A 2,004-nucleotide genomic window follows, 5' to 3' on the forward strand; every position below is an offset into this window, starting at 1 on the left:
CTGTGTGTGCAGAGCGAAACCAGCAATCAGGGCAAAGTGATCTGTGCCAGCGTCAGCATGACCCAGCCAACTTAACGGGGGCCGGAACGGATCTTACCGAAGAGATCCGGGCCGCCACTCCATGCCAGGGCATGCAGCGTTCCGAATGCGGCTTAAGGGCCGTCGCTTTCGTTTGTCCGCCGGGGAGCTTTCTTTCATAATAAACTTGAGACATTTAATATTAACAGCAACAATCTCTGTTTAAAATCTTATGTTGCCGCATAAATCGTCAGCAGAAGTTCCGCATTATTATCAAATGTCTTATACACCGGAGCAATCCCGGATAAAGCAATACTGTCCTTTATGATAACGGGCACCCCTTCCCCGCGGCGGTCCATTATAAAGGTTCGCTTGTTGTCCGGAATATCCAGAGGCACGGCACATCTTGCCAGCAAACTGCTGATTAAGCCGTTCCGCGAAATTTGCCTGAATGGCAAGGTTTCAACAGAAAGAGAATTTGGTATGGCACCAGGCGAAAATATCTCAACCCGATCGGCAAACATGTGAAGACGAATTTTTGAACCACTGATGGAGTAATCACGATGAGCTACAGCATTGACTACTGCTTCAAAAATTGCCCGCATGGAATACTGCGGGTGATCCTCTCTTCCCCATTCGTTCTTCTCGCCCCGTACCTTCATGTTTCGTCGTACAAACAAACAGGCATCGCGGATTTGAACATCCAAGGGGCCTGTTATATCCTGAGCATCAAGCTGGTCGGCGGAATCCCTCACTGTGCCGCTGTAGGCCACAGCCTGAATGTAGGCACTTCTTAAGTATTCCTGAGGCGCATCAGAAACCATCAGGATACCAGAAACCGTAGGAACAAAAACTCCGGTTTCATATTCAGTTATGAAACTCATTTTAACCAGAAATTCATGGTCATCGTCGGGAGAAAGGGAAGATCTGAATTTATCCCACAATTTTTTATCAAGACAGTCCAGGGAGGAGCCAACCACCGCCTGCTCATCAAAATATATCATTCTGGTCTGACTTCTCTGCTGAAAAAGCCTGGCCAGAAATTCCGGAGACATCTCGCGCTTAGAACTTCCAATTCTCTGAAAATACCCGTCTGGTCCTTTATGCACAAAGAGACTTCTGTCAACATCTACTCTGATAACAACCTTTTCATCACCGTTGTTATCAAAAAGATGAACCTTGGCAATCTGACAGTAAAGCTGCGGCTCAATTAAATCATGACAGATATTTCGGATCCAGGTCTCCACAATATCCAGCTTGTCCTCAGGTATACCGACAATCATTTTTGACTTGTCATCAACCCCCAGGACGAACACACCGCAGCACGAGTTAGCCATAGCTGCCAGTTCATCTGCCATGCTTTTACTGTTTGGAGAAAACACGCTGCCACCGTTAAAACGCACGTCCTTTAGGAGTTGTGCATAAATAACCTTTACAACTTTTTATAAGTCTAGCCCTATTATGCTATCATGACAATCAACTGTAACGTTGATGTCAATGAGGCTGATATGGTAGAGCTTGACGAGGTTGCAATAGCAACAAAAATTAAAAAGATGCTTCCATTCCTGAATGAATTCCAAAAGCGGATATATCTTGCTTCAGAAGCAGAAATTTTGGGTTATGGCGGTGTTTCGAAAATCAGCAAGGAAACTGGAGTTTCCAGAGTGACCATAAGCTCGGGAATAAAAGAACTCAATTCCCTTGATAGAGAAACATCTGAACAATTGCAAATCAGCCTCCAAAAAGAGCGAGTAAGAAATGAAGGCGGCGGGAGGAAGCGTGTCGAGGAAACGCAGCCTGGGGTAAAGGAAGCCTTGGAATCAATCATAAGTGAAAGCTCCTTTGGTGATCCGCAAAGCCTGCTGAAGTGGACTACGAAGAGTCTGAGAAATCTTGAACAGGAAATGAACCGCAAAGGATTTAATCTCAAATACAGAAAAATTGGTTACCTGTTGAAAGAACTGGGATATAGCCTCCAACTGAATC

Annotated in this window: 2 protein-coding genes; one reads left to right on the plus strand and one right to left on the minus strand. The window is 45.3% G+C overall.

Annotation, left to right across the window (positions count from 1 at the left end; genetic code table 11):
* Positions 1–248: 248 nt before the first annotated feature.
* Positions 249–1,376 (minus strand): ATP-binding protein, encoded by a 1,128-nt coding sequence (locus F557_RS20810; protein WP_019003626.1) that lies wholly within the window; start codon positions 1,374–1,376, stop codon positions 249–251.
* A gap of 150 nt (positions 1,377–1,526) precedes the next feature.
* Between F557_RS20810 and F557_RS0118195 the strand changes: the two genes are divergently transcribed.
* A partial coding sequence (locus F557_RS0118195; protein ID WP_019003627.1) for an ISAzo13-like element transposase-related protein occupies positions 1,527–2,004 on the plus strand: 478 nt, incomplete at its 3' end.

Origin of the sequence: Succinimonas amylolytica DSM 2873, from assembly GCF_000378405.1 — a bacterium.
GTDB classification, from domain to species: Bacteria; Pseudomonadota; Gammaproteobacteria; order Enterobacterales; family Succinivibrionaceae; genus Succinimonas; species Succinimonas amylolytica.

Bases quoted from the DNA above. Each gene is read 5' to 3' on its own strand.
- F557_RS20810 (WP_019003626.1), bottom strand. From the start codon at position 1,376: ATGGCAGATGAACTGGCAGCTATGGCTAACTCGTGCTGCGGTGTGTTC.